Raw genomic sequence first — 26,780 nt, 5'->3', positions numbered from 1 at the left:
CTTTAAAAAGAGGAACTAGCCTAAAAATGTGGTTAAAAATATTCATAATGAATATTGGGTCATGGGCATCCGCATTCATAGAAAAAAGCTTGCTGTCTTTAGCAAGCTTTTTAGATCATTTTTAATAATGCGTCTCTGCCAATCATTCCAGGGTGAATGCCTAGTTCCTCTGCCTCCGCAGTAACCGACTCTAACGGAGCATTCAGAAGCTGTTCGATGGTCCTTACTCCGACGGCACGGCCGGCAATTATTTTGCGGTCCTTAAGCTTTTCGTTTAACAACCCCACGTCTAAAGCACCGCACATGATATACCCTTTATCATTCGAGACCGATAGCAAGGTTGTTTTCGGAAGTAAGACTGAAACAGCTATAAACGTATGTCCATTTATATTAATGGGTAAAAGATCAACCACAGATTCCCCACACTCCTTTCCTCTCTATCACATTATGATTAGAGAGGAAAAAGCGTGTTTAGGAGCTATGATTGCTTTTGTAATTTCCACCTTAAGATATCGCGAAGAAATTCCGGTAAGAAATAATTCTTTTCTTTGTGTGGCAGTACCTCTTTGAAAAAGTGACCAAACGTAAACATATCCGGAAGAGCCAAACTGTATTTGCGTTCATAATCCAAATGCATCCCATTTACGAGGATGTTTTCATCCTGGAAGCTAATTTGGTCGTAGACAAATACCCCTAATAAGGTCCCCCTGAATCCAAGACCTTTTATCTCTCTATGGAATAACGCTTCGTTTTTAGTTTCCCGCAATACCTTTTCTAATTCAATACCGGTCAGTTCTACTACACAGGGATTGATAGGATGCGGGCAGATTTTTAGCAAATCGTATACCGTTACATCATCCTCTAAAGAGCCTAAGAGGAGTCCCGCATTAATCATCGCACAATCGGTTTGACACCATTCCCTTAACGCGCTGCAAAGCATTCGAGAAAACTCCGTTTCCTGAAACAGGTCGGTTTTTAGGGGGGGTTTTAAAGTGGTTACTTTTTGATTCAATAAGGATTTTCCTTTTGAAAAATATCCATCTATTAGATCCTGCTCATTGTGAACCATAGGTAGTTCTTTCGTGTCATAAAGAAGAGCTTCCTTATTTATAATCGTTTTTTGTTCGTTCAGGTTGAGTGTAACTTGCCCGACATAATGTCCATACTTCCCTGCAGCACCAAGGATTGTATTACCTACAAACTTTCCTTTTTCAAGAAAGTGATGGGTGTGTGAGCCTAAGATGACATCAATATCAGGAAATTCAGCTGCAATTGATTCATCCTCAGGTAGACCGAGATGGGAAAGTAAAATGATTATATCCGATTCGGCTTTTAATGTTTCCAGCCATTTCTTTAGTTCGTTGATTGGTTCAGTTACCTTCCAGCCTAATAATCCATATAGATGGGTAAAGTGTGCGGTAAGACCGATGACACCTACCCTAGTTCCCTTTTTCGTTTGATATATCTTATATGGCTTTAACCAGGTAGGATATCCATCATTTATCTGATAAAGGTTAGCTAATAATACATCAAACTGTGCATGTTCATAAAGCGTATTTAAGTCGTCATAGGGAAGGTTAACACCTTCATTGTTGCCGATGGTTACCGCTGTATAATGACTTTCATTTAAAAGGTCGATGTTTCCCTTTCCTTTGGTAGCCTCTGTGAAGGGGTGCCAGCGGTCAATAAAATCACCTATGTCAAAGAGAAACACATCCTCATCCTTTTTCTGATGGTCTTCATGTTTATTAGATAAGAATTGCTTAATTCGCGGCCAATTTTCTATGTGACTGTGGACATCATTTGTATGATAAATATGTATTGTTTCCATTCTGTACCTACCCAAGAATTCCTTGATAAATTAAACGAATCCCGACAATGATGAGAATCGTTCGTAAAATTAAGACAATCGTTTTACTCTTAAGCTTAGTGTTTAAATAAACCCCTATTTGGGCTCCAATCCATGCCCCTGGAACTAATGCCAGTGCGTATATCCAGTCAACATTTCCTAAGGTAATGTGCGTAATCGAGCTCAGTAATGAAGTTGGTAAAATCATAAACATCGATGTAGCCGTAGCCACATGGGGTGGAAAAAAGAAAATCAAAATCATTGTTGGAACCAGTAAGGAGCCGCCGCCCACCCCAAAAATCCCCGATATAAAACCCACAACAAAGGCAATCAGAATGGCCATAACTGGATTATATCCATATTCTGAGATATTCCCTCGATTATCGGTAAACGTGCGGACGATTCCCCGGTCCTTCTTATATGGCAGTGGCTTTAATTTGTCCTTTAGTAATAATATAATTGAAACAAAAATAATAAATAGCCCGAAAAAGATATTGAAGGTCTTCATATGTAAGCCTTCTGTTACCCATGCCCCCAAGATACTTCCGGGACCGCTGCCAATCAGAAAAATCAAGCCGCTCTTATAATCAATGGTCTTATGTTTCATATACGCTAAGGTGGAGGAAAGTCCTGTAAAAATCATCGTAAAAAGGGAGGTTCCCACCGCCACCTGAGGTGTTATATGCCCAAAGGCTGACAGTGTTGATAAATAAAGTAATGAGGGAACAATAACAATCCCGCCTCCTAAACCAATGAGCGAGCCTAAAGAGCTTCCGAGTATACCAATAAATACGATTAAAATCCATTCCATGTTATTTCTTCTCCTAACTTTTTATAGTAGATCCAACTGGCGTGGAGCAAGCCCCTTGTATTCGAGATGCAAAAGATCAATCATTTCCTTTGCATTATCAGCAGCATCTCCGCCAGAATTGTTGTTAAAAAGGAGATAGATATCTTTCGAGCCTTTAACTAATTCTTGAATCGAGTTTGCCCATTCTTCTAACTCTTGATGGTTATAGCGGTAAAGATAACGAACCTCGCGCCAATCGACTCCGACTCGTTTTTGCCAGCCATGGAAATTACGGCCATGAAAACGGACGAGGACCTTCTCAGGCGTGGTAGAGTGCAATACCGTTGGGATGGACCCTTCTCCTGATTGTGGTTCATCGCAAATACTATGAATCCATTTTCCTTCCGTCATAAACTCAATGGTTTTTTGACGATACAAGGGTGCAAACCAGGATTGGTGTCTGAATTCTAATGCAGATGGAATATCCCCCATTTCCTGCTTGCACCATCTTAAGTATTGGACATTTTCTCTCGTACAGGTAAACCAAGGTGGAAATTGAAAGAGTGTCATTGCCAATTTATTTGTTTCTATGTATGGCTCGAGCGATTCTTTGAAAGCTCTAAACATCGCTTGTTTATTTTCAAACGGAATTTCTCCGCGCATATGTCCGGTCATTCCTTGGTAGGCTTTGACGATAAACTGGAAGCCAGTCGGTGTTTCATTAACCCACTTTTCAGCATTTCTTTTCGGCTGAATCGCATAAAAGGCCGAATCTACTTCAACGATTGGAAAATGGCCTGAATAGGCTTTTAACTTATCCCGTGAGGATATCTGACCTGGATACAAGCTGTCATGATCGCCCCAGCCTGTTACGCCGATATAGATCAAAAAACTCACCTCCAACTATTAATAATAGCATAACCATTTTTGGATAGTGGTAATTTTTGAATGGAGGAAAAGGGAGTTGGGGGTTGGGGTGGCGGCGCCAGTAATTTGGCGTTATCCGCCAGTTTTGTGGCGCATCCGCCAGTTTTGTGGCGCCATCCGCCAGTAAAGTAGCTGTCGAGAGTAAATTCACCTTATCCGAGAGTATTATGCATCCCCAACCGAGAGTATTCCGGAGTTATCCATGAGTAATCCGATGCTATCCGATAGTTACACCCTTTTCTACAAAAAAAACGCCTGCCATCCAAGGCAAGCGGGTAATTTTTTCAAAACTATTAACCGTTCCGATGGAGTCTTCCATACATAGGTTAATAAGAAAACAATACATTCTTTTCTTTAAGTGTTTTTTCAAGTCTTTTCAATTTTTTTATCGATTCTTCTGATGATCTTTTACCAAGTTCAATTACCAATGCGTCTATCAATGCTATAATAGGTACAACTGAAAATTGTTCTTTACTAACTTCTACTTTCAACGTTACGGACGCATATGAAATAATTGGACATGAGATATAGTCCGTTATCAGTATAATGCTATTGCCTAGTTCATACGCCAGCTTAACTGCTTCGATAACTCGATTAGTGTAAGGCTCGAATGCAAAAACCACTAAAATTTCATCCTTTTCAAATTGTAAAATCCTATCAAAAATCACTTCCGTATCATGGCCTAGTTGCCTTATCCTAGAGTAGAATTCTCCAAGCAACTGTTCAAAATATAATGCAGTTGCTTTGTACGGCCGAGTACCCAAAACATTGATAAAACTTGATTTTTCAATGAAATCAATAGCAATTTCGAAATTTTTCATCAAATCGGAATCTAAAGATTTGTCTAATAAATCAACTGATTCTTTCCAAACTTGTACCAAAGTTGAAACGCTCGCTTCTTCGTTATTAGTATCTGTAATAGACTTCTTTAATGCCCACCTTGATTCGGAAGGAAACGATTCATCGTAGATATCTTTTCGTAAGTCATTAAAATTTTCATACCCTAAGGCATTTATCGTACGCATCACAGTTGAAATTCCAACTTCGGCATTATTGGCAAGCTCTTTAATTGTTATCAATCCTATTGACTGATAATTCTTTAGAATATAATCGCATAACTTTCTTTGTTTTTTGGGAAAAGAATCTTTAATATCAACTATTTTTTTAATTATTGTTTTTGGATTTTCTAAACTCATATATATCCCTCTTTTTACCTTCAATTTATAAATATCAATCAACAATATTCACCTTGAGTCCATTATATCTCATATTCGAGAAAAGGCTCAATTCAAAAAGGACGCCTTCTGAATGGCGCCCGTTCGGATTATAAGGATATTATTGAAACAGAATTATTGATTAAATCAAGGTATCTTCTAAAGTCTTGAACTGAAAGGTTTACTGTTGCTGTGTTTACATTGGGATGAAAGTTAATTGTGTCTTTATCAAGTAAATCACTATCTAATACAACCTGTACATCGTTATTCGTGTCATTTATCAATCCGAAAGCGCCGACTGCTCCAGGATATACTTTTAAATATTTATTCAGTCTTTCCGGTGAACCAAAACTCAACGGAGTACTATCAATAAGCTTAGATAAACTCTTCAAATCTACATCCTTATCTTCTGATACAATCACTAAAAAATGTTTATCCCCTTTTCGATTTCTTAAAAATAAATTTTTAGTATGTCCCCCGGGAATTGTGATATCCAAATTACGAATTTCTTCAACTGTGAAAACAGGTACATGTTCATACCTTTTAAAGGAAATGTTTAGTTGCTCTAAAACGTCATATACACTTTTTTCCTGCTCTAGTAGTATCATATTGTGCTTTCCTCCTCTCGCTTTTCTTAGCCTTAGACCTTCCATCTGCGACAAGAATGGCGGAATATAAAACCAATCCGATTCCTAACACCTGCCATCCCCGTAGATGTTCCCCTAGAAAAAGTACTCCAGTTACTACTGCAATGATAGGTTCAATCGTTGCTAAAATGGAGGCCTTACTAGCTTCTAAATGCTTTAGTCCTGAAGTGTACAAAACAAAAGCTGCAACTGTTCCTACTAACGCTAACAGCACCGCTGACATCCAAACATCGGCATATTGAAATTGATCCGTCTTTTTTATTATGTCACTTGTCAATAACATGAATAAACTCGTATAAAGAAATGTGTACGTTGTAATTGTCAAAGCAGAATACCTTTGGGTTACAGGTTTACTAAAAATACTATACAACGCATAACAAAATCCTGATAGAATCCCCATTAGCAAAGTTTTCATATTTATTCCTGCTTGGCCGAGCGGCAGCAGGCCAACAACAAATGCACAACCTGTAATAGCAAGAGCCAGTGCCCAGCCTTTACGAATAGTCAAGGGCTCTTTAAAAAAGAGGCGGGACAGGATGGTTACAAACAGTGGACCTGTATATAAAAGTGTTACTGCAAGGGATAAACTCGATTGAGAAAAAACTTCAAAATAAAAAAAATTAAATAAAGCGATACTAAAAATTCCCGCACAAGCGAAAAAAATATGATCTTTTAATCTGGTACGCAGCTGATCTCGATAAAATACTGTCATTATCAGAAGTAAGATAACAAAGGTAAAAATCCCCCGAATAGCAACTACGTCCCAAGCCGTGAAGCCGCGGGCATACAACGGAGCAATAAATAAACCAATAAGCCCCCAACATACCGCACCAGCAATTGTAATGATGTAAACTCTTAAGCTCGCCAGTTTTTCCATTTTATGCACCTCATATTTCCATAAAGGGAATAACCCGATTAATCACTTTGCCGCTAATCGGGTCATTCCTTCCCCAGAAACTTAATTGTTTCTGCTGTTCCATAAACCCTAACTCTTTCTATTTAACCGTTTTTCCTCATTACGAGACTTTCCGTATAGAGCTCGATTCCGTTAAACTCATATTCTTTGTTTCCGGAGCCATGAATAAACAGAGTAGGAATCCAATGAAAAACAGCCCCCCACAAATATACAATGTTACTGCCAAACCATAGTTCGCCATAATGGTTGGGAAGAGAAACGTGCTAGTGGCGGAGGCGGCACGGGTTATTGCTGTGGCAAATCCCACTGCCGTACCCCGAATATGGGTTGGGAAAAGCTCATTCGGATAGATCCATTCATGCATTCCCATCGCATTATTAAAAATTCCATAGATAACAAAAAGAGCTAAGACAAAAACAAATGACATTTTTAATCCAGAGGTTGCTCCCAGTATGAATAAAGAGATGGAAGATATAAAAAACGGCCAAATAATTGTCGGTCTTCTTCCCCATTTTTCAACCTAATAAAGAAAAGGAATCAAGCCAACAAGATAGATTATATTAAGGATCGCTGACCCAAGATATTCCACCTTTCCATTAGCAAAACCTAATTGTGCAAGGATCTCTGGGATATAGGTTCCTATTCCAAAAGTAGGTATAAGTTGAAGCGACCAGAAAACCGATACGAAAATGGTCCATTTCCCATTACCATTTCGAAATATATCAAGAAAGCTGGTTTTCACTTTAGACAATGGTGCAGCCGATATGACCACATTATCCCCGAATATTTTCTGAATAATAGCGTTAGCTTCTTTTTCCCTGCCTTTAGTAGCCAGCCATTGAGGGGATTCTGGCATATTTAAACGTGCAATAAGCAAAAGAAATACTGGGACCGCACTGCTTGCAAGCATCCATCTCCAGCTCGTATCACCGATAGACAGCATAAAGTATCCGACCAAAAAGGAACTAGCATATCCGACATACCAGAGTGAATTAATCCCTCCAAGTAAGCCACCACGATTTTTTTTCGGTGAAAATTCCGCCATTAAAGCTCCTGCAATGGGGTAATCTGCCCCTACTGCAATACCTAAAATAATTCGCAAAATGACCAACTGTATAGGATCATTGGCAAAAAATTGAAGGACTGACACAACAAGCATGACAATCATATCGATGAGAAACATCTTCTTCCGGCCAATAATGTCTGTAAGATACCCTCCTATTAATCCACCAAAAAACATACCCACAAGAGTGGCCGTTCCAAGCAGTCCCATCATGGTTAAAGACATATCGAATTGAGTCTTTATGATAGAAAGGGCTACCCCAATAATTCCTATAATATACCCATCGAGGAATGCACTCCCAGCGGAATAGGTAAACATTTTAAAATGAAATCGACTTAAGGGCATTTCTTCCATTGTACGGACTTTATTCATGATTTCCCTCCTGTTATTGAAATAATTTTTTTATTTCAAGTGATCCCTTCCGAAAAGTGTAAAGTAAACGTTTGCATTTTCGTCATTGATGGAATTTCTTCTCTCCTGTATTATGTTCACTTAAGTTGCAGAAAGGTAATAGATTAAATAATGTAAGACTGTATTTTAGATAGACTGAGGAGTTTTCGTATTCTATCATCTAAAAGGTTTTGGGATTTCCCTCATAAACCCACATCATTGATTGTAAATAACTAGGTTTAATGAGGGCTTTTCAATCTATAAAAGATTAGTATAATTTCACAATGAGTTTAACTAGTTCTCTCAATAAAATCTTGGTAATTAATCACCAGACACAGCCTTAAATTTCTTCTCTTTTTGAGATTCATGAACTCTGAATTCCAGGAAGCTATTAATATTTTGTGCTGCAGTGAGTCCCGTCTGAATGGCTGTTTCAGTATATTTGGAGCCTAAATAATCACCTGCTAAGAACAATCGACCAGCAGATTTTGTTAAAATTGGCTGTAGTTCTGCACGACCTGGGAAAATATAAGCTGATCCAAATGGAAATTTCATTACGTGAGCTTCCACTACATGATCACTAAAACCAGGAAATATTTCATTTAAATCCTTCAATTTCATTCGAATAATTTCATCATCAGATTTATCAATTAGCCGTCGCCCGCTTTCCCCAGGTGAAAATGTCATAAAACTACTTCCTTGTTTCCTCTCAGTTTCCCAAGAACGGACTAGATTTGATTGATGAAGAATAATGTCAAATGACCTTTTAGGCGTAGCAAAAGAATATACATCATCCCAAACTTGAGGACCTGTTTCATTTGTTAAAAATGCTGCACTAACATGTGGACCATATTTAATCTGACCAAGAGCGTCTGCGATTTCTGGGTCAATGTTTTTCGCTATATTTTTTGTAATTGTGGCAGGAGTCGCGAGTACTGCATAACGTGCTTCCACCACATGCTTCACGCCATCTTGAATATAGTGTACGACAACACGGTCTTCTTTCTGAAGAACTTCTAAAACGTTTGCATTTAGTTGAACCCGGTCACCTAATGTTGTTGCAATCGTGTTCGTAAGCGTTGATGGCCCCCCAACAATGTTATTCCCTAACCCATCATCTTTGTTCCATACAGTGTGGAAATATCCTACACCAGATCCCGCAGTCATGGTCTCAGGACTGCCAGTCGAACGGCTAACGGTAGGTCTAAAAATGGCATCTGCATCTGGTGGTAATTTACCAGTAAATTCGGCAAAAGTTCGATCATCCATAAATTCTAAAATTCGTTGTTGCTGAACTCTATAGTCCTCACCCGGACGTTTTTTTGCCATTTTGCCATATTTGATAACAGCTGCACGCACTTTAGCACCTGCACGTATCATAGCAAATCTAGCTTTCCATGACATAGGGGCCCTAAATGGATACAGTTCAACCGGACCATCTTTAAGCAACTTCCCATTCAAAGACATTGCAGCTAAAATTCCAGGTACAGGTGCTGCAGTTATTCCTACAGATTTAAATAATTCATCTGTAGCCGAACCAGGTCCAGCATATAGATGTCCGCCCCAATTTAACCAATAATCTCCTCGACGTTCAGATCGTACACGCCCGCCTATACGATCATCGGATTCTAAAAGTAAAGTATCATGGTGTTTAAGCTGCCAGGCAGCAGACAAACCTGCAAGTCCACCACCTATAATAATTACATCTTTCATTGGATTTTCTCCCATCCCTTTTTTATTGATAATTTTCCAAATTCAATTACAGTTGTTTTACTCTTAGTTCCCCTAGTTCAATTAATACTGTTTCAATCTTTGATTTGAACTTTTTCGGATGCAGGCACTAGTGGTAATCTGCTTGGTCCTCCTGATAATCCTAGTGCTTCCAAGCCGCCTGCCTTTACTGTTCCCGATGTAGTTTCTTCATCAATAGCATTATATAGGCAGCAGACAAACCGACAAGTCCACCGCTTAGTATAATTGCATCCATCATTGGATCTCTTCCCAACCCTTATTTATGATTTTCCAAATTCAATTAAAGTTGTTTCACTTTTAATTCCCCTAATTCATTTAATATCGCTTCAATCTTTGATTTGAACTTTTCTGAAGCAGGTACTAGCGGTAATCTACTTGGTCCACCTGATAATCCTAGTACTTCCAAGCCTGCCTTTAATGTTCCTGGAATTGTTTCTTCTTCAATAGCATTATATAAATCTAGCAATTCCTGATTTAATTTAGTCGCTTCTTTTAAGTTGTTTTCATTTACGATTAAATCATATAATTTCGCTATTTTTTTCGGAACCAAGTTGTGGACTAATCCAACAGCACCATGTCCCCCTATTGCTAATGTAGGTACGATTAAATGTTCAAATCCAGTAAGTACCGCGAAGTTTGGATTGTCTTTTGTTAATGCAATGAGTTTAGAAGTATGAATCCCATCAGCAGTATTTTTAATACCAACAATTCCATCTATTTGACTTATTTCATTAATTAGTTCCGGATCAAGTTCAACACCTGTAGCATCTGGATAATGATAGATGACAATTCCAATGTTAGCGCTTTCTGCCACTGCCTTATAATGATCAATAATTCCTTGTCTGCTAGTTGTCATATAATACGGGGTAATGACCAAAGCACAATCTGCACCAACTTCAGCTGCGTAGCCCGTAAGGGCAATTGTATCTTCTGTCCGATGACATCCTGTACCCGCCATTACAGGTAATCTACCGTTTGATGTTTCACACACAAATTTAATAACTGCTTTTCGTTCTTCCATGCTCATAAGTGAGTATTCTCCAGTACTTCCTCCCACTAGAAGGCAGTGCATTCCTCCATCTATCAAATGTTCTATTACTTGTTCAAGCCCCTTATAGTCAATACTGTTATCCTCCTTCATAGGTGTAGGTAAAGCTGCGATCATTCCAAATGGTTTATACATATTTATCCTCCTCATAAATGGTTATTAAAATAGAATGCCTACAAATAACTTCGAAAAATATAACGGAAGGCTCCACATTTTCCGGAATTTTTAATTAGATAATATTCTGAATTATCCGTTAAGCAGATAATATCAGAAAAATGAATATAAGTAAATCATTTTTATAAAAAGGGAATATTTATTTTCATTTATTCGCTATTCCTATCGAATAAAACCGTTTAGTTCTTCTCTCAAAATCGCAAAAAAGATACTACTTCCAACCGTAGTATCTTCTCTTAAAGCTCTTTAAAAAATATTCATTTCACCAAAATAAAAACGCCTTGTAAATACTTAAAGCATGATAATACTCGTATGTGAATTATCATGCTTTTTTAGTTTTTATTTCATATGCTTAGGTCCACCTGTTTGTCTTGATATTACTGAAAAAATAAAAGAAGACGAACTTCAAAAGTTCGCCTCCTACACTAAAAGATAAAATCAAATCGAGATTATTTATTTGTTACCCAATAGAGCCTTCCATCTCGAACTTGATTAAATCTGCTCAAAATGGCACGAAATTATTTATAAAAAAGCTAGTCAAACCCTTGATATAAAGCCATTTTTAAAAATGGCGTAAAATGGGTTATAATTTCAACTTGGCACGAATTTGGCACGGTGTTGGCATAGGCTGAAGCAGCATAAAATCAGGGTTTTGCTCATAAATATTAAACCCATGCCAAGATTAATAAATGGTCAAGAAGCCAAACCAAGCAGCAGCTTGTATGATGAGAAGAAACAATTGAACAAACACCGATTCAATGTAAGATTAGCTTCAGCTTTTCAGTTTTGCAAATGGAAGCAGCCTTTTTTGGCTGCTTTTTTAATTACTCTATTACCTTTTCTAAAATAATTCGTTCATTAAATCCGCCTCGTTTTTCTAACTTATCAGCTTTTACCTTTAATACCTTGTCCATATCTAAGTTAAAGGCGTGTACGATACCGTCAATTACTTCTAATATATCCGCTAGCTCTTCTTCGTTAGGTGTAGCCTTAAATTCTTCCAATTCTTCTATTATTTTTTTATTTCTTACTCATTTCTTTACAAAAATATTTCGACAAAACTTTTGTCGAATGCCTGCTCGTTGACTGCCCATTGTGTATAAGGTTATATCGAAATAACTGCATAATAACGGGCAAAAACCTCTTGTCGAACTGTTCACAAATTGCAATATTATACACGCCCAGAGCACATATTTTCAAGATTTGGTTTCCGTGCTAATATTCATTTATCTTTTAAAAGAGGAGGAGAAAACCGCATGGCTATAAAAGCCCAATGCACGTGTATTTACACTTAAAGATACATTTTAAAATGCAATGGCTTGGCTTAGGACATGGATTTAGAGATTTATTTTTTGAAGTGCATGATCTAGAAAATGACTTACAGGAAACATGGGAAATGCAGCATTTATATTATGATGGTAGAAGTAATTATAATGAGGTGAACAAAATGAGTGAGGTAAAGGAATTGGACACACTTTATCATTTATATAGATATGTTTCCGAAAGAAAGATTGACGATGAAGAACGATTGAAACGATTGGAATTTGCAGAAAAAAAACGCAAAGAATTCTTTGAAATCGAAAAGAAAATGGAGAACAAAAATGTGTATTGGCATTTAATTCTTCTGATTTCGGAACTCAACTATTATTATGTGAAATACTCAATGCATGAAAAAATAAGCGGCAAGGAAATCATCGAATACATTAACCGTGGCGATTATACGTTCGGAAGATCGGATGAACCGTTAATCGCAACGATTCTCGTGAGCATGTTTCAAACGGGAAAATCAGATGAAGCCATCTCTGTGTTACAGAAATTGACTCCTGTCTTTCTTGATTATTTGAAAGTAGACGACAGTTATTTTACTCCGTCATATCCAGTGGAAGAATTCGTAAAATTTCTCTTGGAAGCCATCCCATCATTGGACGAAGCTCAAAAATGGGACTTTTTCGATTCCCTCGTTTCTTTGATCGCCAATAATATCGGTTGTTTTTTTCTGCTAGAACCAGAATCCCAAGTAATTAAACGTGCGGGTGATTACTTAGATCAAATGTTGGAGATGGTGGACTCGGACAGCCTTCGCTATCAATTTATCCAGAGCATTAAGAACGAATATTTTGAACTGGTAGGAACTGAAAAAGATGAAGTGCAGGATTCTCAATGTTCATTAAAAAAAATCATGCAAAAAATGAATTTGGCAGGTTTCGAGGAAAACAAGGATACCATACTATTTTTTATCAATTTGTATAGGGACAATTTCTTAGAAAGTTTCCTTGTTTCTTCATATGAAATGAAATCCAGCAGTTCCACGACGAAATGGAAAATAGATCTTTTGAAAGGAATTGCCTTTGAATCAGAGAAATATTGGGATACATTCAGGAACATGCATTCCTGTAGTCTTTCTTACCCCCGTGACAAATGGGCACCCGAATACTTAGAGAAAAATAAAAAACGGATTCTCGATGAATTATCGAAAAAGGATTGGTCCAAATATTCTTTTTTCCGTATTGCTACCTCGTTGTATCTGTCTGAGAGGAAATATCAGCAAGCAGCCGATTTCCTTTTTGAAATCGAGGAAAAGGATGAAGAGGTATACAGGCTAATTGCTGATGTATATAAAGCGGTGAAACAATATGAGGATATCCTTATTATCCTCCAAGATGCAAAAGAAGACGGCATTGAAGTAGACGATTTAATTAATGAAATCAGTGAAGTGAAGGTAATAGAGGACGAAAAGAATAAAAAAGCTGCTGCGGAAGGGTCAGCGAAGCTGAAAAACGCCTATTTTGGCCTCGACAAACTGACAAGGAAAATCTTAATTATCATCTATGAACTGCTCAAGAATGACGATAAAGTCCGTCCAGAACAGATAATGAATGTCCTTCGCTGGAAAGAAAATCAGAACCGCTTCCTTATGCAGCATGTCAACAAACTGATTCAACACGGCATGGTACATTCTGACGGAAATACATTGTTCTCAATGGATCCGATGATCGCAGAACTAGTTGAGAAAGTAGCTGATCCGAAACTTGAGGCACAGGTCATAAAAGCGAGTAGTAACAAATTATACAAGCAAGTCTTTTTTCATGGGTCGGAACTGGATTTATATCGAGTGCTCTGCGACCTCTTTCCGCAAAGCTATGTGTTCCCGAATATGAGTTTACAGACCATCATCGATTATGAAAAACTAAAACCTTTGGTGAATAATGAAACATTCCAGTATTATCTCATGACACATGTTGATTTCGCCATCGTCAACAGCTTCAGCTATTTCCCGATGATTGTCATCGAAAAAGACAGCGATTACCATAACCATCCTGACGTGGTACGCAAGGATAATATGAAAAATCTCATATTCCAACTATCTGGCATACCACTCATACGTATTCGTTACACTAGCGCCATGAGTGCTGAACAACTGCGCCGTGACATCATTTCAGCTACGAAGCCTTTCATCTTGGAACATTTGGATAAAGAAGACCATTTCTCAAAAACCCTTATTCAATCCGTCGATTTATCCAAATTCGAGGTGGCGGAAGAGGTCGATTTAAAAAAGGTTTCAGCCATCGTGGCTTCAATAGTTGGTCCTTCAATCAAGGACCGCATTACGGTCCTTGGTATGGAAGATGAGCGACTTGTCATCGAGATCCCGCAGGATCTGTTTGTTTTAACACATAGCAAACCGCATATTGAAAAAGAATTGAAAAGAGAATTTTCTGCAATTAAGGAAGTCGATTTTCGATGGATATAAAAAGCTGCTTTGAAGGCAGTGAGAAAATTACAAGAAACAAGCCAACTTTTCAGTTGGCTTTTTGTAATAATAATCATCTTCGTACATCCATTTAAATTGATAGGCAGTTTTTCTTCTTCCTTTACAGCGTCGATGATGCCTGTTTGAGTTTATAACATAAGGTCCGCTATCGCTTCTCTTATTCGCTTTAATTGTTCCACCAGTTTGGATATAACCTCCACCATTCTTCTGCTTCCTCCAAAGAATTAAAGATTATTTGAAAAACTTCTTCAGTAATTATCCTTATTAAAGTTGAATTTGTAATCAGTTTCTTTTCCAATATCTGTTCTATTTAAGCAGCTATTCGTTCATAAAGTTGTCGAAAGGAACAAATAGAAACTTGTCGAAATCCCTCTATTAAGGAGGTGAATTTATGGGAACAAAACTGATTACTGTTCCAAGAGCGGAAGCAGAAATAAAGCGGCTGCAACAATACATAACTTTGGTAGAGGAATATCAAGCAGATACCCTGGAAAAATGGATTATCAAGGAGTATGCTTACACAAACAGCATTACAGAAGTTGTTAAAAGGGCAAATGCCAAAGGAATGACTCTTGACCAAGCTTATGCAAAATCTGTTTTAAAAGGAAAAGCAGGTGACGATCTTCATAAAATGTTAAGGTCTGCCTATCTCGCACGATTGAAACCTAAAAAAGAGAGACTTTACTGACCTTGTATAAAATTCATGTCATTCTAGGCAAAGGGGTTGCTCTTTGCTTTTTTTATGACTAAAAAAGACCACTCCTCGTGGTCTAAAATTTTTTTCTGTTCTATTAAAGCACCCGTTACTTGAAGAAGAAAAAAGCTTTACTCCTATTTATGAAGTAAAACCCCCTGTTCATTCAATAATTTGAATTATATTACACGGTTAGTTGCATACCCCGTTTCAGGTACTTATTTAATCTCCAATATTTCCTTCATATACTTTTTAAATGCATCATTTTTCCAGAATCCCAACCGAATCCCGTCAATTCCTCTAGTCATCAGAATATAGTATATATTCAATACAAATAAGGTAAACTCTTGTGCATTTTTAGGGCTTTCATCGTCTTTTGAGAACTTGCCGTTTACATTATGAAAATTCTCTGGATTGCCGAATAACCTACCCTTTGAGTCGACTTGCAGATCATTGCCGATTAAAACACCGACTTTATTCAAATCGATTCCCTGAACTGCGAAGACAGAGCCAATCTGATCTTCAGCATCGGCATCCTCTGAAAAAATCCAATTTTCTTGAGTGGAATTCCATCTTCGTTTGATATCCCCTTCATGCCAATGAGTGATTAACGGGTTTTTACCATCAGCCTGCTTCCAAGGTTCAACTAATCCACCTAGCACTCGGTTTATATGTTCAGGGTGGAAGTTTCTGTCTTCTTCTACCCAATCAATCAAATTCTTTAAAGGTTCTGCTTCAAAATATCCAAAATAAGCATCCGCATCATTATCATGAAAAACCGCTCTGTTAAAATTCGGGTTAAAATTCGTTTCTTCTTGTTCTAATAGACCTGTATCCTTATACAAAAGGTATTTTATCCCATTTACGAAATCCTCTGATGTATAGTTCTTGCCTTTTGGAGCTTGAATTCTAAATTGCGTTGTTAAGTATCTCTTTTCAAAATCTGTGGTTGCTTCCTTAAATTGCGCACGTGTCATATTGGCAGGGCGAATAGCTTGCAATACATCATACATTAACACAATTTGACGACCTAATTTTTTTAAACACTCTAAGTGGTCCTCATACTGTGCAAATCTTCCTTTATACACACTATTAAAAGATGCCATTTGCTTTGAAAATTTTCTGGAAAGCTTATGAGATTCGTCAACAATTACAACATCATAATTTTTATCGTCATTAATCAACTTTGTCGAAGTAGCAAGTGTCAGGTTACTGTTGTTCATTCCATATACTCTAAAGATTTGCTTTGCCGTTTTAATCCAGTTAGGCTGCAAAACGACTGCTATTCTATGATTAGGTTTATCATTCAACAGCTTAGCGACCAAATGAGTCAGCAGCACGGTTTTGCCAGTACCTGCATCGCCATTAATCACAAAGCTTATATCAGGATTTGATTCAATCTCATCAAGAATGTCCATTTGCTGTTCTGTTATTACTTTAATTGGGCTATATTTGACCAGTGCTTCATTGCGCAACTTCTTTAAAGTCGGTGTGCTTACCCATCCATTAGGGTATAATTCTTTTTCCCAAAAAGGCAAAATGACTTCTGTAGCAACCCTTTCTTGGTCTCGGTAGGCATTGACGCTGATACCCTTATTTCCATTAGTAATGTCATCATTGTCATAATGAACCAGTTGCTTTCTAGAGTTTGAATTCTCTGCCATAAAGTAGGTTATTAGCTGGCTTTCGACATCATATAAGGCTGCACCACCATCTAAATAGACTGAACAAAGAATCATTACTTGGTCAAAATCTGCATTATTAAATCTTTCATCTTTACCATTGTAGTGTTGCTTATTCCGCACAGTAAATTGTTTCGTTTGTCCAATGTAAATCTTTTTCGACTTCGACCCTTTATAGATATAAACGACATTGCCATTTTTAAGAATATTTTGTTCAGGCTGGCGAAGTCTATCGAAACCATCCAATTCTCCATTTTTCACTTTCAATGTTATACATTTGTACTTAGCCATTGCTTAATCCACCTCATCCAGTTCATTATATTTCTTTTTTTGACCAAAGCTTTTAGGAACTGGATATTTTCGGGCATTTTTAATTAATTTTTCGGCGATGATTTCATCAATATCAAATCCTAGATTATCAGCCATCATATAAGAGTAAATCAGCACATCTGCCAGTTCTTCTTTAAGTCGCTCAGGATTTCTCTTGGATTCCTCTGGTGTTTTCCATTGAAATAATTCCAATAATTCATTTGCTTCTAAAGAAATGGAAATGGCCAGATCTTTTTCATTATGAAATTGCCGCCAGTTGCGCTCATCTCTAAATTGATTAATCCGCTGCATTGTTTCACCCATATTAATTTCCTTTCATACCATACCTTCTGTCTCTTGATTATTGAACCAGATGTAGGTTTCTTTTCTAGCAATCCTTCCAAATTTATGTACATATTTAGTTTATGTTACGAACCTTTCTTCTTCAACTATCCTCTCCAGTTAGTTGAAGAAGAAGTGAACTATGGCTCAATATCTCTGTCCTGATATATTTTTGAAAGATCACTGAGGCTGTTACCATTTGCAATAGGAAAAACATCTATCATTTTAGGAGTGATAGAAGCGGTATTAATTTTCCAGCCATCTTCAAATTGTTCAATTGGAATGGTTATTTCAGGATTGCTTCCTATTCTGAAAATATGGGGGTGAAAAAATTCTATATATTTAGTTCCTGCTTGGTTGTGGAAAATAGAAGGAACAGGAGCTATCAAATTAATATCAAGATAAAAAACTAATCGTTTTTCCCGTTTGTTTACTGGTTGCTTATATATCTCAACAAAGGACAACTGTGTTTCATCATCGGTTCTAAAAGCTGCTTGAGATTTATCACGCATTGCTACCGCAAACAAATCACTTTCATATTTGAGTTCAGGTAGGTCAGTAAAATATGTAAAACGGGTTTTCTTTAACTCTCTCGTACTCCCTTGAAGGTCATAAGGTGATGACCATATGGATTTACTATTTATTATCCCTTCATAACCAAAAACCGAAGTATGGTGAAACAGTCTTAGATAACGATTGTCTAGGATACTTACATTTGGCACTTCGATTTGATTAAGTGGCTTCGAAACGGAAATAGTACAATCAGCAAAATGAAATTTATTTTTTTCAATATTATTTTTGGTTCGAACTTTGATTATAGCTCCCGTTTGGTAGTCAAGGTTGCAACGCACATTCCATTGACAGATTTCTTCAGTTTGAAATTCGGAAACGAAATCTAAAGTTTTAGGTCTAAAAAAACGCCCATTTACTTCAATGCCGTATATATAGAAGTTCTGGAAAGCATTCCATTCTCTTCTTGAAGTCGATAACAAAGCAAAATATACTTTACCAGAGTATTGATCTTGATACCAATTATCTACAGAAAATTCGCTTTGCCGTACAGAGGGTTTTATCCTCCTGGTTGATGAAAGAAAGGAACCACAGCAATCAGTAGGATTTAATCCGCTCCCGCATATACATTTTAAGGAAGAATCCTTCGATAATTCAAATATCCCACTTGTATTTAAATGACACTTTTTATATTTTTTCCCGCTCCCACAGGGGCACAATTCATTTCTCCCAATCCCAGACATTTTTTTCTCCTTAATGTTTTTAATCCATCATAACCCATTTGTAGTTTAAAACACATCGAATTCTTCTACCGCTTTGTTTAAGGTCCCCTTTTAGAGTTGTTAATTCTTCTTTAATAAACCTGCCTGTTAGTTGAATGAGAAAAAACAATAACGCCAACCCACCAAGGTCTGACGCTATATTTTATGGTTGCCTAATTCGCAATCTTCACTGCGACCACACTATCAAATCCTACTCGTTCAAACTTCCCATCCTTTACTTCAATACGCAGTTCATGCGTAATAGGATCGACGTAATGAACACGGCCTGTAATGTTGTGAGTAAATCCCTCATCCCATACGGTAAGCACTACCGCATGGTTGTATTCTGTGGCGTATGCTAGACGCAGGTCGAACTCCTCCGATTGGTGTTCGTCTAATATTGGCTTAGCCGTTCGAGATTGATCCTTGAACATTTCGCTGGTCATTTCGAATGCTAGCGGTATGAAAGAAGCCGACTGCCATTTCATTTTACCACGGTCACGTATTGTCATTTTGAATCATCTCCTTTGATACCATTATATACGAACTAACGTTCTGCATGTGAATAAATTTAAAGACCACCTTTACAGCGGTCTTTATCATACCAATTCCCTTATATACTTCATTAAGTAATCATCCACTTAAAGAGTTCCTCGAAGAGCTCTTGTCTCTTAAATGCTTCAGATTCTCCCTCTTCAAAAGCTTCTTCATCCCATCCTTGAAATACACAAGATTGTGATTTACTAGCTATAGCGATCAAGAATACTGGGTGCTGATTTAGACCTCCCTCAATACCAGAAAAATTAAAATATTCTAGACCAATATTCTTATGATATGTATACAGTTCTGTATGTGGACCGTCAACATTAAGGGATAATTTATTCATTTCAGAAAGTATTTCTTCGTTTAAAACTAATTTATCAGGAAGATTATTAATAGCAAGGATTTTGTTTATATCTAGTCCATCTTCACTAGAGAGGTCGTTAATATCTAAACCTGATTCTACTATATTCTCTAGTAGAGCAAGAAAAATAAAAGTTGGATTTAGATGAATTGTATTTTTTATTAAACGGTTTACCAGTCCATTAAATAAAGTACCTTTTGTCTTTTTTATTTGTTGATAGTATCGAAACGGTAAATTCAAGCTAATGCTAGAAAGTGCCTTACTTAAGTGAAATGCCCTTGGTATATCACCTAATTTAGTAAAAGAAGAAATTAGGTGAGCTGCTACTGAATATACAAATAGCCTAGGGTCATAAAGATATTGTTCGTATTTTTTTTGCATATCATTAGCTTCCACTGCCCTCGCACCTTCTTCTATGGTACGAACTAAATTGAATTGATAGATTATCTCTGCCCACATTGCATTTGTTTCCCATAGTGATTCTATCGTAAAAGGAACTCTTGCATAAGGTGTGCCATGATGCTTAAAGGTAACAGTTAAAAGCTCTTCACCATTTGGCTTATTGAAAATATCTAAATCTCCAGTAGTCTCAAAAGAGTATGACCAATTGCTAAAGTCAGTAGTATGACAACCATTGTTCAGTTCAATTGCAAACTTGCTATGACTCCAGTTTTTTAAGGTATTTAAAAAATTAATAATATTATGTGCTTCAGGTTTTGCTTCATTTTTAATTAGTGCTTCATTTATAATTTCATATTCATTTAATGCATTATAAATTTTAACTAGCATTTCCTGTCCAGAAAGAGTGACCAGATGATCAAAATAATGCGATGCTTCATGAACAATTAATTTAGCACTTTTAACAGAAGAAATATCAAAATTTAAAGCCTTTATTTGCTCCATAAGAACATTTAAATGGCGTTGGGTTAAATCTCTAAAATCCATAGTTTGACTCATTATTCTATATGAAGCTGCTATTGATACATTAGCAAATGAAATGATATTAATTACCCCCTAACTAAACTATACCTTCTTAACAAATGTCCACCTCGGATATATCAATAGCACCAACTTTACTACCTAATTCAGCAAATTCATCTGGCACTCCCACTAAATCTCCATTATTAAATATCGTCTCTGCTATGATTTGTACATAGATAAATTTTACAAAATATACACTAATAATGCTACTTTTAGCCCAATAAGAATAACTATTAACTAATACCGCCACGTTAATTCAATGAAAAGAGCAGCTACATTATATAGTAGCTGCTAAAAGATTGGAGGGTTTGTTTGCAATTAAAAATAGCAAAAAGCACTTGAAATAAAACAACAGATTTTTAAGCCTGACCTTTTAACTTTTGCAACCGTTTTTGCAAGATACCTTTCTTTTTCTCAAAGCCCTTTAATTGTAATTCTCGTTGATCCAGATATTCGGCTGAACGATGTACTCGATATGAAACCATTTTGTACACCTCCTTCACTGAAGATTACATAGTGCCTCTTCCAATTTGCTTAATTTCTTATTTTCATTCTTCATATCATCAGTGATCTTTTTAAACCCAGCAGGAGTTAACCCCAGGCAATTTGAATAAGTCAAAATGTCCTTTCGTAGGGTTTCTAAGACACCTATGAGAGGACTTTTTTTCATGCTGTCATTGTTCCTTGTTGTTGGTTCAATCACTTTAAATTTCAATTTTTTTAGTTCTCTTAAGAGGTCATTATATTGCTCGATTAAGCCCGAATAAATTTGAATGGTCTGGTCAAATTCTGGTCTGTAGATGCCCAGTCGTTGCATATTTGCTTTGGTCTGGTTTGCAATCTTGCACAAAATTTCACCTCCAACTTCTTTTGAGAAGTGCTACGTATTTAGAAATGGTTCCCTTTGCGCCGATTGTCCCATGAACTTAATTTTATTAAAGACCTAGGGGGGTTATTTTAAACGGTTGCTAGCCATTCCATTGCATCCTGTTGGACCGCTGCCATCAAATCACGATCACTAAGACGTCCATATTTCTTATAAAGCTTTTCTCGAATCTCTGGCTGCACAAATGTTCTAAAAGAAAGGACTCGGTTGTCATGCCTGATTTTATTTTGGCGTTCACGTTCTGCGATAGCATCAAGCATTAATTTTTGATCAAGGCTATAAAGGATACCCCGAACATAATCAGCTACATCATGTCCTTCTTCAGCAGCTTCTTTTATTACTTCTTTCCTTAAACCTTTTTCAAGCCACACAGTGCCTTTATTAACATGCCTGCCCGTCTTTGACAATGTCAATTCTTTAAGGATGTGCCTTTCTTCTATTGCTCGTTTAATCGTGTCTTCATGAGTAACCAGATTCCAGCGGCTTCTTAATCTGCCTAAAGCCTGGACATCTTCAGCTCCTAAAAATAATGGAAGCAAGTTTTCTTCTGGTGGAATAGTGTATCGAGTTTTACGTTGTTCTGCAACATTTAGATTATTTATTTTCACTTGCTTTATCTCCTTTGGATTTTAATTGTTCCAAGCCCCGTTTAAGAAAAAAGTTGTCCTGGTACTTCCGAGCCTTTGCCTTGTTTTCTGGTTTCTCCCTATATCGGCGATAATATGCCCGCCTGCCTTGGTCAATGAGTCCTTGAATCTCGAGATCTTTTTTCACTTTTTTCACCGCACTTCTTGTCATTTTTGTTTATTTTATTTTGCATAATTTTTGTGATTTTTATGCATACTATATACTTTTGTATGCATTTAAAGTAGAATGACGTTTATTGAAATAATTTGTATATAAAGAACTTAATACAAAATGCCTTAATAAACGTCATTTGTTACTTCAATTTTGATACTTTTCAATTCCCCATTTTTCGAAAATAGCTTGTAATAAAATTTTTTGTTGGTGCCCGTTCCGTTGCCATACATATTTAAGTACACTATTTTTCACAGCAGTTTCACTAAGACCATGTATATTAGCAACAATTTTTACGGTTAATGGTTTTATTTGTGTAAATCGTGCTTTTGCAGACCTGGGATGATATTCGTGAAACAACTCTAACCCTGCTTTTACATCACTAGCTTGTACATTCAACGTTTTACGCAGTTTGTTTTGAATAATATCTTTAAATTCATTAGACGAATATTTTTCATTCGTCATTTTCAACAACTCCTTAAACACCTTTTTCGTAACAGTAGTTCCCTTAATAAAATCTAAAGCCGCAATATTTGCTAATCCTTTGATATGATTATAATATTTGTTGGTATCTGCTTTTCTCTTGATTTTCTCTCCAACCGTTTTACATGTTTCATAATCTGCAATGGTCACATTTCTTCTAGTAGCTGCAAACTGTTCAGGATGGACTTGTTTTTTGAAAACTTCCAACATTTCTTCCTCATCATTCAAGAAGGACTTATATACGGACTTATCAAAGTACCTACTGAAGGCTTCTCTAAGCTCGGCATTTTCCTTTTTTTCTTGCTCCTGTTGGGCTTCCATATTCTGAAGCAATCCAGTTAAATCAAATCCGTTCTTTTCGACTTCCAAATTTACATTGATAACTCCAGTACAATTAACGCCTAATTGCTTACCGACTTCTTCTATATACGCATTTCGGAACAATCCATAATACTTCTCTTTCCTCTTCATGGATTGATGCCTGACGAACAGAGGATTGAATTCAATGATCGCCTGTTGATCCTGACTCCTATAAAAAATCCCATTATCCCTTTCAACATTGAAAGGGATGAATTCCTTGTATCCATCTTCTTTAAATTCCTCATTTAATTCCTCTACATAACCGCTTACAATCCTTTTTCTATACTGGAAATCACTCTCTATGTTAAACCGATTTGTTTCAATAAAGTGCGGATTGGGCTGCATCATATACAATCCAAAACATCGATATTGCCCCCTAAAACGATTGGATATTTGCTTTACAGTGGAAGGATTAAAGAACTGTGATGCTTTATCACAAACCACTAAGCAACTCCAATTAGGATCATTTTTGATACTAATCCCATCAGCTAATACCGATGTAGCAATTACAACGTTTACATCCTCGGCAATCGTTCCATTCTCAACAATATTCAAGTAAGTTGGGCTTTGCTTATTGTCGCTAGAGACGATTTGCGTTTTTATCCCTTCCTTACGTAGTAAGTCCCTTATCCTCTTAATCCGATCTTTATTGTTGATGAATAACAAGACCCTTGTTTCCTGCAACAACCCTCGGATTACTGGTATAAGCATGATGTCTGCATCTTTCATTTTTTCGTACGTGAAAACTCGGTAATCCGTACAAGGACTGCTATCATTCCCTGTATCAATCTTGATAAGCTTGTCAAAATCGTCTTTGAGTATATCTTCTGGTGTTCCAGACAACCCAATGAAAGATGCTGCATTATCTGCAAGACCTTTTATCTTGTCTATGACTTTATAACGATAATTGTAAGCATCGGTAAATTTGTGAATTTCATCAACAACAAGCGTAAAGTGGGGTTTTCTACCTTCATAATCAATCCCTTCAATCAAATGCCTGACAAGTTCCGCTGCTTTATCATAAGTGGCTACAAACACACGGCAACCGAATACAGCTTTACCAGTCATTTTATTTTCAAGCCATTTCATCCCACCTTTAGTACATGGAAGATTATGATCTTTTGCAACCTGTTCCGTTAACGGAATAGTAGGACAACAAAATACATAATAATGCCAATCTGGACAACGTGAATTTTGATTACTCAAATTTTGGTTTTCTTCATACGCTCCATAGGCTAATTCCTTACAAGCATTAATAGAACAAGTGGTTTTCCAACTCCCCGTGGGACTATGTAATATAAGGGATTCTTTCCTTCCTATTAGCTCTTTTAGAATATCCACAGACAAATGCCCATCTACCTTTATAACCTCAGTAGGAATGGCTTCAAAGGTCTCTTGCAAGGCATAATTGTATGCATGTTTACGTTTATATCCTGCAGCTTCAGCATGTTTGATGATACTACCAACCGTTGCCCCTTCGTCCTTGGGATTATCTTTACCACGGGGTTTCATACTTTTCCATTGTCGTTCGCTTGCTTCCTTGCCACTTACAATACAAAATAGTTCATACCCCTGTTCATCGGTCAAATTCCCTAATGTCACTTCATATTTCAAGGCATAGACAATTTGAAGCCATTTTTCTTTAGTTCCACCGCTCGGTATGTATCCAATCGCTTTGCACATTTCTTTCAATTCTTCGTAGGTTATAGGTTTAAACAATCTATCCTTGAATTTTTCTGCTTTGGCTTTTCGTTCTCTTTCTCTTTTTGCTTTTTGTAATTTCGCCTCTACTTTTGCTTCTGGGAGCCATTCCTTAACTGGCAGCATAACGGAAAAATCATTTACCTCATATCCTAAAATTCCAGGTCTTATAATCTGAGTCGGATATTTTAACGCTCCCGATTCATCAATCGGTAAATCTCTTTGTTTCAAATACTCCATCACATATTCGACCAACGCCATATAATCCTCTAAGTTTGTAATCGGTTGATCAAGCTGGAAAAATAATCGGTAACGATTGCCCTTGCCCTTTTTACCATGACTAAACGTGTAAAATAACCCCATACAAATGTCTTTTAGGTAAAGCATATTTAAAATTTCCTTGGGATTTGTTACTTTTTCTTCATCGTCTACATCAATCGCAAAAGCGGTGGTAGAGATAAAACGGAAATTGTTTTGATTGTCTATCTCAAAATTGGATAGCATAACACAGCGTCCATTGCCTAAAGCATGTAATAATTCTTGTGGAGTGTATCTTTTAGTGCATCCAGTTTCTTTAAAATTGTTTGTGATAATTGCCATATCTTTTTCTTTAGGCTGTACATAGCACTTTTTATGATGAATAGCCGCATAGTGTTGAAAATTTGATGTTTTTATATTTTCTTGTTCGATAGGTTCCAAAACAAAAAGCTCCTTTGCTTCAATCAATTCTTCTTCCCATCGGAAAAGAAATTACAAGTAAAGGAGTTTTCATCATGTCTATTTTTGATATAATATTGACAGAATTGTATACGACCTCCTTTATTGTATCTATTTAACACCTTGGCAATAGGTTAGTTGGTGACAAAAAGGGAGTTAGACAGCAGTCTGGGAAACTGCTTTCGAAAAAAACTCACAGTGGGGAATCTGTGGGTTTTTCTTTTGTCCAACTATGGATTAATATTGTGTAGGCAGCTTAAATTCATATATCTTAGCGCCTTTATGCTTGCAAGAACCACAATAAAGTAATCCATTTTTTTGAACCCATGCTATTTCCCGTTCCACTGCTGATACTCGTAATGCCATTTCAATTAATTCATCAATCGAATAATATTCGTGGTCGTCAAGGTTAAGTGAATATTCATCATTGCAAAAATGACATTTAAAAGTGTACATTGGTATTCCTCCTTCGCCCCCTTGCTGCCTGAACTTACTATTTTGTAATTCATGTTGATTTTCCTTTCTGTCTTTGCTTATCTATCTGCTTTATTTTAAACATGAAAAGTCTATCATTAATGAAACAAACGATTCTTGTTTTCAAATCCATTGCAATTTCACCCCCTTTCAAACTGTCAAGAAATGAATTTCCTTTAATTTCGACAACCGAATAGCTTTTCGTCAAGCATTGCTGTCATAATAAAAGTTCTCCTTTTCTTTTTTTCAGATTTAATCACACTCTACATTACCGCCTTTTTTTCTAACATCGATTGACCAACGTTTGATATATTCCTCTACTTCTTTACGAGGAAATAGCCACTTCTTACCCACTCGCATAGAAGGAAAATCCTGATTGTAAATAAATAATTTTTCTACCGTTGGTCTGCTTAACGAAAGCATTTTACAAAGCTCCTTGGTATCAATGAGCATCATTTGTTCCCCAATTTCATCCACACGTTTACGGACTTCTTCTAAATATAATTTTTTTAATTCGTTTTCGTCTAAAGAAATGTTAAGCATTTACTTATTCCTCCTTGGTGAATTTTTTAAAAACATTTCATAAAACCCTTTATAAACTGTCAGTTTATATAAAATATTATAAACACAAACCAA

At 36.7% G+C, this 26,780-nt stretch carries 25 protein-coding genes and 1 pseudogene; 2 read left to right on the top strand and 24 right to left on the bottom strand.

Annotation, left to right across the window (positions count from 1 at the left end; genetic code table 11):
- Window positions 1-110 precede the first annotated feature (110 nt).
- From BR30_RS0127815 to BR30_RS34740, 11 genes and pseudogenes are all read right to left on the bottom strand, one after another.
- Window positions 111-413 (bottom strand): YunC family protein, encoded by a 303-nt coding sequence (locus BR30_RS0127815; RefSeq protein WP_026567891.1) that lies wholly within the window; start codon window positions 411-413, stop codon window positions 111-113.
- 65 nt (window positions 414-478) lie between these two features.
- Window positions 479-1,831: a bifunctional metallophosphatase/5'-nucleotidase gene (locus BR30_RS0127810; protein ID WP_026567890.1), complete on the bottom strand. Its 1,353-nt coding sequence runs from the start codon at window positions 1,829-1,831 to the stop codon at window positions 479-481.
- Window positions 1,832-1,838: 7 nt separating this feature from the next.
- Window positions 1,839-2,660, bottom strand: a complete 822-nt coding sequence (locus BR30_RS0127805; protein WP_026567889.1) for a sulfite exporter TauE/SafE family protein — start codon at window positions 2,658-2,660, stop codon at window positions 1,839-1,841.
- Window positions 2,661-2,681: 21 nt separating this feature from the next.
- On the bottom strand, window positions 2,682-3,527 hold the full coding sequence (locus BR30_RS0127800; protein ID WP_026567888.1) for a DUF72 domain-containing protein: 846 nt from the start codon (window positions 3,525-3,527) through the stop codon (window positions 2,682-2,684).
- 365 nt (window positions 3,528-3,892) lie between these two features.
- Window positions 3,893-4,762, bottom strand: coding sequence for a MurR/RpiR family transcriptional regulator (locus BR30_RS0127795; RefSeq protein ID WP_026567887.1), 870 nt, complete (start codon window positions 4,760-4,762; stop codon window positions 3,893-3,895).
- Between the two features lie 128 nt (window positions 4,763-4,890).
- Window positions 4,891-5,388, bottom strand: a complete 498-nt coding sequence (locus tag BR30_RS0127790; RefSeq protein WP_035446274.1) for a prolyl-tRNA synthetase associated domain-containing protein — start codon at window positions 5,386-5,388, stop codon at window positions 4,891-4,893.
- The gene (locus tag BR30_RS0127785; RefSeq protein WP_026567885.1) at window positions 5,354-6,304 is read right to left on the bottom strand and encodes a DMT family transporter; all 951 of its coding nucleotides are present in this window, start codon (window positions 6,302-6,304) and stop codon (window positions 5,354-5,356) included. Before BR30_RS0127785 ends, BR30_RS0127790 begins: the two co-directional genes overlap by 35 nt.
- Window positions 6,305-6,443: 139 nt before the next feature.
- Window positions 6,444-7,724, bottom strand: a pseudogene (locus BR30_RS34745) (MFS transporter).
- Window positions 7,725-8,117: 393 nt separating this feature from the next.
- Window positions 8,118-9,509, bottom strand: a complete 1,392-nt coding sequence (locus BR30_RS0127775) for a protoporphyrinogen/coproporphyrinogen oxidase (protein WP_026567884.1) — start codon at window positions 9,507-9,509, stop codon at window positions 8,118-8,120.
- Between the two features lie 319 nt (window positions 9,510-9,828).
- The gene (dapA, locus tag BR30_RS0127765) at window positions 9,829-10,731 is read right to left on the bottom strand and encodes a 4-hydroxy-tetrahydrodipicolinate synthase (RefSeq protein ID WP_026567883.1); all 903 of its coding nucleotides are present in this window, start codon (window positions 10,729-10,731) and stop codon (window positions 9,829-9,831) included.
- 863 nt (window positions 10,732-11,594) lie between these two features.
- Entirely contained in the window at window positions 11,595-11,774 is a 180-nt protein-coding gene (locus BR30_RS34740) for a nucleoside triphosphate pyrophosphohydrolase family protein (protein ID WP_231507833.1), read from the bottom strand.
- Between the two features lie 269 nt (window positions 11,775-12,043).
- On the opposite strand from BR30_RS34740, the gene BR30_RS0127755 reads away from it, so the two are divergent.
- Window positions 12,044-14,521 carry a DUF2726 domain-containing protein gene (locus BR30_RS0127755; protein WP_026567882.1) on the top strand — a complete coding sequence of 826 codons (2,478 nt, stop codon included), beginning with the start codon at window positions 12,044-12,046 and terminating at the stop codon, window positions 14,519-14,521.
- A 412-nt stretch (window positions 14,522-14,933) separates the two neighbouring features.
- Entirely contained in the window at window positions 14,934-15,230 is a 297-nt protein-coding gene (locus BR30_RS0127750; RefSeq protein ID WP_026567881.1) for a hypothetical protein, read from the top strand.
- Between the two features lie 224 nt (window positions 15,231-15,454).
- On the opposite strand, the gene BR30_RS0127745 is transcribed toward BR30_RS0127750, so the two are convergent.
- The 13 genes from BR30_RS0127745 to BR30_RS0127685 form a co-directional block, all read right to left on the bottom strand.
- Window positions 15,455-17,209, bottom strand: a complete 1,755-nt coding sequence (locus tag BR30_RS0127745; protein WP_026567880.1) for a DUF2075 domain-containing protein — start codon at window positions 17,207-17,209, stop codon at window positions 15,455-15,457.
- A gap of 3 nt (window positions 17,210-17,212) precedes the next feature.
- Window positions 17,213-17,551 (bottom strand): nucleotide pyrophosphohydrolase, encoded by a 339-nt coding sequence (locus BR30_RS0127740; protein ID WP_026567879.1) that lies wholly within the window; start codon window positions 17,549-17,551, stop codon window positions 17,213-17,215.
- Between the two features lie 158 nt (window positions 17,552-17,709).
- Complete coding sequence (locus tag BR30_RS37500) at window positions 17,710-18,822, bottom strand: YecA family protein (protein ID WP_026567878.1); 1,113 nt, start codon at window positions 18,820-18,822, stop codon at window positions 17,710-17,712.
- Between the two features lie 191 nt (window positions 18,823-19,013).
- Window positions 19,014-19,352 carry a YolD-like family protein gene (locus tag BR30_RS0127730; protein ID WP_026567877.1) on the bottom strand — a complete coding sequence of 113 codons (339 nt, stop codon included), beginning with the start codon at window positions 19,350-19,352 and terminating at the stop codon, window positions 19,014-19,016.
- A 113-nt stretch (window positions 19,353-19,465) separates the two neighbouring features.
- Complete coding sequence (locus BR30_RS0127725) at window positions 19,466-20,701, bottom strand: hypothetical protein (RefSeq protein WP_155928887.1); 1,236 nt, start codon at window positions 20,699-20,701, stop codon at window positions 19,466-19,468.
- Window positions 20,702-20,777: 76 nt separating this feature from the next.
- The gene (locus tag BR30_RS38230; RefSeq protein ID WP_155928885.1) at window positions 20,778-20,975 is read right to left on the bottom strand and encodes a hypothetical protein; all 198 of its coding nucleotides are present in this window, start codon (window positions 20,973-20,975) and stop codon (window positions 20,778-20,780) included.
- Between the two features lie 109 nt (window positions 20,976-21,084).
- Complete coding sequence (locus tag BR30_RS38585; RefSeq protein ID WP_269320657.1) at window positions 21,085-21,210, bottom strand: hypothetical protein; 126 nt, start codon at window positions 21,208-21,210, stop codon at window positions 21,085-21,087.
- A 14-nt stretch (window positions 21,211-21,224) separates the two neighbouring features.
- On the bottom strand, window positions 21,225-21,575 hold the full coding sequence (locus BR30_RS34735) for a P27 family phage terminase small subunit (RefSeq protein WP_051633815.1): 351 nt from the start codon (window positions 21,573-21,575) through the stop codon (window positions 21,225-21,227).
- A gap of 107 nt (window positions 21,576-21,682) precedes the next feature.
- Window positions 21,683-22,219, bottom strand: a complete 537-nt coding sequence (locus BR30_RS0127710) for a hypothetical protein (RefSeq protein WP_026567875.1) — start codon at window positions 22,217-22,219, stop codon at window positions 21,683-21,685.
- Window positions 22,206-22,409: a hypothetical protein gene (locus BR30_RS0127705; protein ID WP_155928883.1), complete on the bottom strand. Its 204-nt coding sequence runs from the start codon at window positions 22,407-22,409 to the stop codon at window positions 22,206-22,208. Before BR30_RS0127705 ends, BR30_RS0127710 begins: the two co-directional genes overlap by 14 nt.
- Window positions 22,410-22,556: 147 nt before the next feature.
- Window positions 22,557-25,652 carry a DEAD/DEAH box helicase family protein gene (locus BR30_RS0127700; protein ID WP_155928881.1) on the bottom strand — a complete coding sequence of 1,032 codons (3,096 nt, stop codon included), beginning with the start codon at window positions 25,650-25,652 and terminating at the stop codon, window positions 22,557-22,559.
- 255 nt (window positions 25,653-25,907) lie between these two features.
- Complete coding sequence (locus tag BR30_RS0127695) at window positions 25,908-26,126, bottom strand: hypothetical protein (protein ID WP_026567872.1); 219 nt, start codon at window positions 26,124-26,126, stop codon at window positions 25,908-25,910.
- Window positions 26,127-26,396: 270 nt separating this feature from the next.
- Complete coding sequence (locus BR30_RS0127685) at window positions 26,397-26,687, bottom strand: helix-turn-helix domain-containing protein (protein WP_026567871.1); 291 nt, start codon at window positions 26,685-26,687, stop codon at window positions 26,397-26,399.
- Window positions 26,688-26,780: the final 93 nt, after the last annotated feature.

Source organism: Bacillus sp. UNC41MFS5 (genome assembly GCF_000686805.1).
Note: the sequence above shows the minus strand (reverse complement) of the source record. Positions and strands in the feature narration are given on the sequence as shown.